Raw genomic sequence first — 4,567 nt, 5'->3', positions numbered from 1 at the left:
CTCCTCGATATCCCCACTCGCAAGACGCGGCACGCCACGTCTTGGGATTGAAGACCATAGAGGGCATCAACAGGGTCGTCGCCGTATCGACAAGTACCAGGATGTCCGCCATGCAACTGGAGCCAAGGCATGTCCCTCGTTTCCATGCTTCGCTCACGGTGGCACCCGAATCTCTTCGCGGACGCATTCGGTCGATCAAGCACAGATCCCTGTACAAAGGGCTCCCGTTGGTGATGCGGCGGGCTCCGCAGAAGGGCAGGCGTTTCCAGCGTGGAAACGTCAACCGGCCTGCCGGCTACCCTGGATCAAGGTAGCCGGCAGGCCGGTCGTCGTATGAGATAGGTGGCCAACCAACCAAGTTGGCCTGGGACTAATGAACCTCGAACCCCGACTGTTGATGATGCAGTGTGAGCCGTATAGGCGGGATGGGGCGTATTCGTCTCGCGAGGTGCGAATACTTTGGGGGATTGAGCGTTGGCGCTCAAAGGGCGTTGCGTGATGACCGTCAGCAACCAACGGGGTACAGACCTCATTATTGAGCCTACCCCTCTTAGGGTCAAGATGATAGCGCCTTGCGCCGGCTGCCGGCGCCTTTTCCTGGCGTCTTGCTCTCCTGCTGAGGCATCGTCACCGTGGACTCCCGCGCATGCTGCACTAGCTTCTCCACCATGCCGGCCTGACGTGCCATAAAGTCATGCAGTTCCAGCCGCCCTGCCGCAACATCATCCAACGCCTGCTCCCAGAGCGCTGTCATGCCGGGATTGGTGATGACAGAAGGAAGCACATCGATTAGCTGCTGGCCGGTCGGCGTCGAGACCAGGGCGCGCTTCTGCCGCTTGATGAAGCCCCGCTTCAGCAGCGTCTCGATGATGCCGGCCCGGGTTGCCTCGGTGCCGATCCCTGCCGTCTCCTTGAGACGCGCCTTCAGGCGCTCGTCTGTCACGAACCGAGCGGCATGCTTCATGGCGGCGACCAGGGTGCCCTCGGTGAAGGGCTTGGGCGGTGTCGTTTGTTTGGCCAGCACCTCAAGCTGACGGGCCTGGCAGCACTCCCCCTCGCTCAGCGACGGCAGCGGGGGCGCTTCCCGCTCCTCGTCGCCGCCATCTCCAACCGCCGCCCGGGGAAAGAGTTCGCGCCACCCTTCCACATGCACCTGCCGCCCTGAGGCCACAAACGCTTCGCCCTCCAGGTCTACCCGCACCTCGGTCCGATCGTACTCGTGAGCCGGCAGAAACTGGGCCAGGTAGTGGCGACGAATCAGGTCGTAGACGTTGCGTTCGGCATCGCTCAACTTGGCCAGGTCGCAGGCAGCGGTCGGGATGATGCCGTGGTGGGCGGTAATCTTGCTGTCGTTCCAGACACGGCTCTTGCGGCTCGTGTCCAGCCGCTGGCGAAGCGCCGACAGCACCTCATCCGAGTGCAGCAGCATCGTCACGATGCGCTCGGCATCATCGCGCTGCGACTCCGGCAGATACCGACAGTCGGTTCGCGGGTAGCTGGTCGCCTTGTGGACTTCGTAGAGCGCCTGGGCGATATCCAATACCTGCTGGGCACCGTAACCAAAGCGGCGCGACGCCTCCTGCTGCAGCGATGAGAGATCCATCACCAGTGGCGCCGCCTCCTTCTTGCGGCTCGTCTCGAGGTGGCTGACACGCCCCTGCTGCCCGGTGACTCGCTGAGCCAATGACCGGGCAGCTTCCTCGCTGACGCAGCGCCCCGCGGCATCCTGGATCGAGGCATCACTCGGTTGCCACTTCGCCTGAAAGGTCCCGCCCGACGCCTGCAGATGCGCCACGACTTCCCAGAAGGGCTGGGGAACGAAGTTGGCAATCTCCCGGTCGCGATCCACAACCAGGCGCAGTGCAGGCGTCTGCACACGTCCCACCGAGAGTACTCCCTGATGGCCCTGTCGCTGGGCCAGTACCGTATAGGCCCGGGTCAGGTTCATCCCGACCAGCCAATCGGCCCGGCTACGCCCAAGGCCAGCCAGATATAGCGGGTAAGTCGCCTCGCCGGGCCTGATGCCGGCCAGGGCCTTGCGGATCGAGGCATCATCCAGGGCCGAGAGCCACAAGCGGGTGACCTTCCCCCGATAGCCGCAGTGATCCAAGATTTCGCGGGCGATGGTTTCCCCTTCCCGGTCGGCATCGGTGGCCACTACCACCTCGGTCGCCTGGCCCAGCAGCTTCTTCACCACCCCGAACTGCTTGCGGCCGCTCTTCTTGATCTCCATCTTCCAAGTCGAAGGCAGAATCGGCAGCGCTTCCAGCGACCAGCGCTTGAGCGCCGGATCGTACTGCTCCGGCGGAGCCTGCTCGAGCAGGTGCCCGAACCCCCAGGTCACGACACACCCCTCGCCCTTCAAGAAGCCCTCGCTGCGCTGGCCGGCACCAATCACGCGGGCAATATCTCGGGCCTGCGAAGGCTTCTCGCACAGGAATAGACGCATTGGCACACCTCCCTCATAAGCGTGGAGGGCAGCATGGCAAGGCAGTGGGAGGGAGCGAAGCAAGAAAGGGAACGACAGCGAAACGGCTTTGCACCGACGCCTTCAAGAGCTGGCCATCAGCTCGGCGACGTCCATCACCTCGCCCAGGAGGAACAGCATCTGGGTGCCGGACGAGCCGGCACCTCTGACAATGGGCTGGGGTGGCGCATGGCCGCGAAGGTCGCGGCCATGCTGAAGGGCATCCTTGAGCTCGGTGACACGAACACCCAGCAGCTGCGCTGCATGAGTGATGCCGATCCGCTCTTTTCTCAGTGCTGGCGATGTCACCGAATGCCCTCCTGTCTGCGCTAACGGAGCGCCATACGGAAACGCTCCTCAAGCGCCTCACCCATGGCATCCCCATCGTACCCGGCACTGGTCGTTGGCAGGTACTCTACGTTGATACGAGAACCACTGCCGTCGCGCTGTATTTGAGTTTTCAGCACCAGGGAGTGCTCGGCCCCGTTGACGGCCTGCCTGGCATAGTCACTCATCTGATAGAAAGCGCCGGGCGTAGCATCGAAGTGCCAGGCGTTGTCCATCATCGCCCACTGGTCAGAGTTGCTGTTCGGGTTGAAGTCCGCATCGGAGCGGAATCCGAACTCGGAACGCACCCGAGCATAGGCCGTATCCACATCAAGCGGTGATGCCATGCTGAAGCGCCCATGCCGGCTACTTGCCGATACTTCCTGGCCGCTGCTGGCTGCCTCAGCATCCTTTTCGATAGCAGGCTGCTGCCCGGGGTCGTAATTGACTGGTTCCCCGGTCACCGGATTGTTGATGCAGGTCAGGCAGCGTCCTTTAGAGTAGAGATGGTCCTGTGTGGCACAGCCCGCTGCCAAGGTCACAGCAGCACCCAGGCTCACCCAACACAGAACTCCCCTGGCTCCCTTCATCGCTCTTCTCCTTGGTTCATCCATGATCACTCAGCGGCTAGCCCCCGTAGCCTTCCTGGCTGGCTCCCGGGCCGCTGTTGTCTTGCTCAGCCGGCTGTTGATGGCTATGGGGGGCATCCATGATTACCTGAGCCACCCGGTGAGGCAAGATAGCGACCCGGTCTGCCTGCACCTTGAACGCCGTTCGCGTCTCGCCGCTCTGCTCCCAGCTGTCCTGAACCATCTTGCCCACTACCACAATCCGCATGCCCCGCTGGTACAGTCGGGACCAGCGCTCGGCATCACGGTGCCACCACTCCACATCGGCCCAGAAGCCACCACGATCCACGATCTCTCCATCCTTGGGGACCAGGTTATCGAATCGCACGTTTAGCCTGAGCAGCGTGCGGGGCGGCTGGTTCTCACGCACGGGGAATGTCCGAACCTCCGGATCGCTGCCGATATTTCCCTCACCGTAAAAGCGGGTGCCCATGGGTATCCTCCTTGGTCGTTATCGCTGAAATGAGACGGCATGCTCGATATCGGCCAGCGCCTTGCCGATTCGCTTGATCGACCAGTTGATCGTGGCCGCCTTGGCATTGAACACGCAGCGCTGCACCTCGAGATCGATGACGGACTGCCGCATCGCCTCGGATATGTCGTCGCGAGACAGGAACGTTTCCAGCAGCCAAAGCCCCATGCTCCTCTGCCTGTTATCGCGCCACTGCAGCGTTCTGGCAGGAACGCCTGATTTACCCCATGGGGTCAGCCAGAGGTCGGTCGATTTCAGCAACCCCCCATTCGCCTGCGAGGCTATATCGATCGCCTCTTGCCGCGCCGCTCTTGCCGACTCCTCCAACTCATCACGGAGCCGAATCAGCTCCCCCTTACCCTTAAAGGGTTTTAAAAAACCATTTGCGTAGCTGTTGAATGCATCATTGCCATAGCTGTTCGATGCGGTATCCAAGCTGCCCCCTCATGCACTTGCTGTGATTCCACTGGAATCACCTCGAAGACCTCCTCGGCACCGCCGATCAAGTGATTCCACTGGAATCACCTCGAAGACCTCTTCGGCACCGCCGATCAAGTGATTCCAGTGGAATCACCCCCGGGGCCCTCCCCGGTACCACCGCCCAGGTGATTACACTGGAATCACCTCGAAGACCTCTTCGGCACCGCCGATCAAGTGATGCCACTGGCATCA

General features: G+C 62.0%; 5 protein-coding genes. All 5 read right to left on the bottom strand.

Annotation, left to right across the window (positions count from 1 at the left end; genetic code table 11):
- Positions 1–556: 556 nt before the first annotated feature.
- The 5 genes from Q673_RS22645 to Q673_RS35850 all read right to left on the bottom strand — a co-directional run bounded on the left by Q673_RS22645 (position 557) and on the right by Q673_RS35850 (position 4,330).
- Positions 557–2,449 (bottom strand): DNA topoisomerase III, encoded by a 1,893-nt coding sequence (locus tag Q673_RS22645; protein WP_023004936.1) that lies wholly within the window; start codon positions 2,447–2,449, stop codon positions 557–559.
- Between the two features lie 102 nt (positions 2,450–2,551).
- Positions 2,552–2,776: a hypothetical protein gene (locus tag Q673_RS22640; RefSeq protein WP_023004935.1), complete on the bottom strand. Its 225-nt coding sequence runs from the start codon at positions 2,774–2,776 to the stop codon at positions 2,552–2,554.
- 20 nt (positions 2,777–2,796) lie between these two features.
- Complete coding sequence (locus Q673_RS36450) at positions 2,797–3,384, bottom strand: hypothetical protein (protein ID WP_152527071.1); 588 nt, start codon at positions 3,382–3,384, stop codon at positions 2,797–2,799.
- A gap of 37 nt (positions 3,385–3,421) precedes the next feature.
- The gene (locus tag Q673_RS22630; RefSeq protein WP_023004933.1) at positions 3,422–3,856 is read right to left on the bottom strand and encodes a single-stranded DNA-binding protein; all 435 of its coding nucleotides are present in this window, start codon (positions 3,854–3,856) and stop codon (positions 3,422–3,424) included.
- Between the two features lie 18 nt (positions 3,857–3,874).
- Entirely contained in the window at positions 3,875–4,330 is a 456-nt protein-coding gene (locus Q673_RS35850) for a DUF3158 family protein (protein ID WP_081711968.1), read from the bottom strand.
- Between the last annotated feature and the right edge of the window lie 237 nt (positions 4,331–4,567).

It is taken from the genome of Halomonas sp. PBN3, assembly GCF_000475415.1.
GTDB classification, from domain to species: domain Bacteria; phylum Pseudomonadota; class Gammaproteobacteria; order Pseudomonadales; family Halomonadaceae; genus Halomonas; species Halomonas shengliensis.
This window is presented reverse-complemented; position numbering and strand designations above follow the sequence as displayed.

Coding starts and splice junctions, on each gene's coding strand:
- Q673_RS22645 (WP_023004936.1), bottom strand. CDS start 2,449: ATGCGTCTATTCCTGTGCGAGAAGCCTTCGCAGGCCCGAGATATTGCC.
- Q673_RS36450 (WP_152527071.1), bottom strand. CDS start 3,384: ATGAAGGGAGCCAGGGGAGTTCTGTGTTGGGTGAGCCTGGGTGCTGCT.
- Q673_RS22630 (WP_023004933.1), bottom strand. CDS start 3,856: ATGGGCACCCGCTTTTACGGTGAGGGAAATATCGGCAGCGATCCGGAG.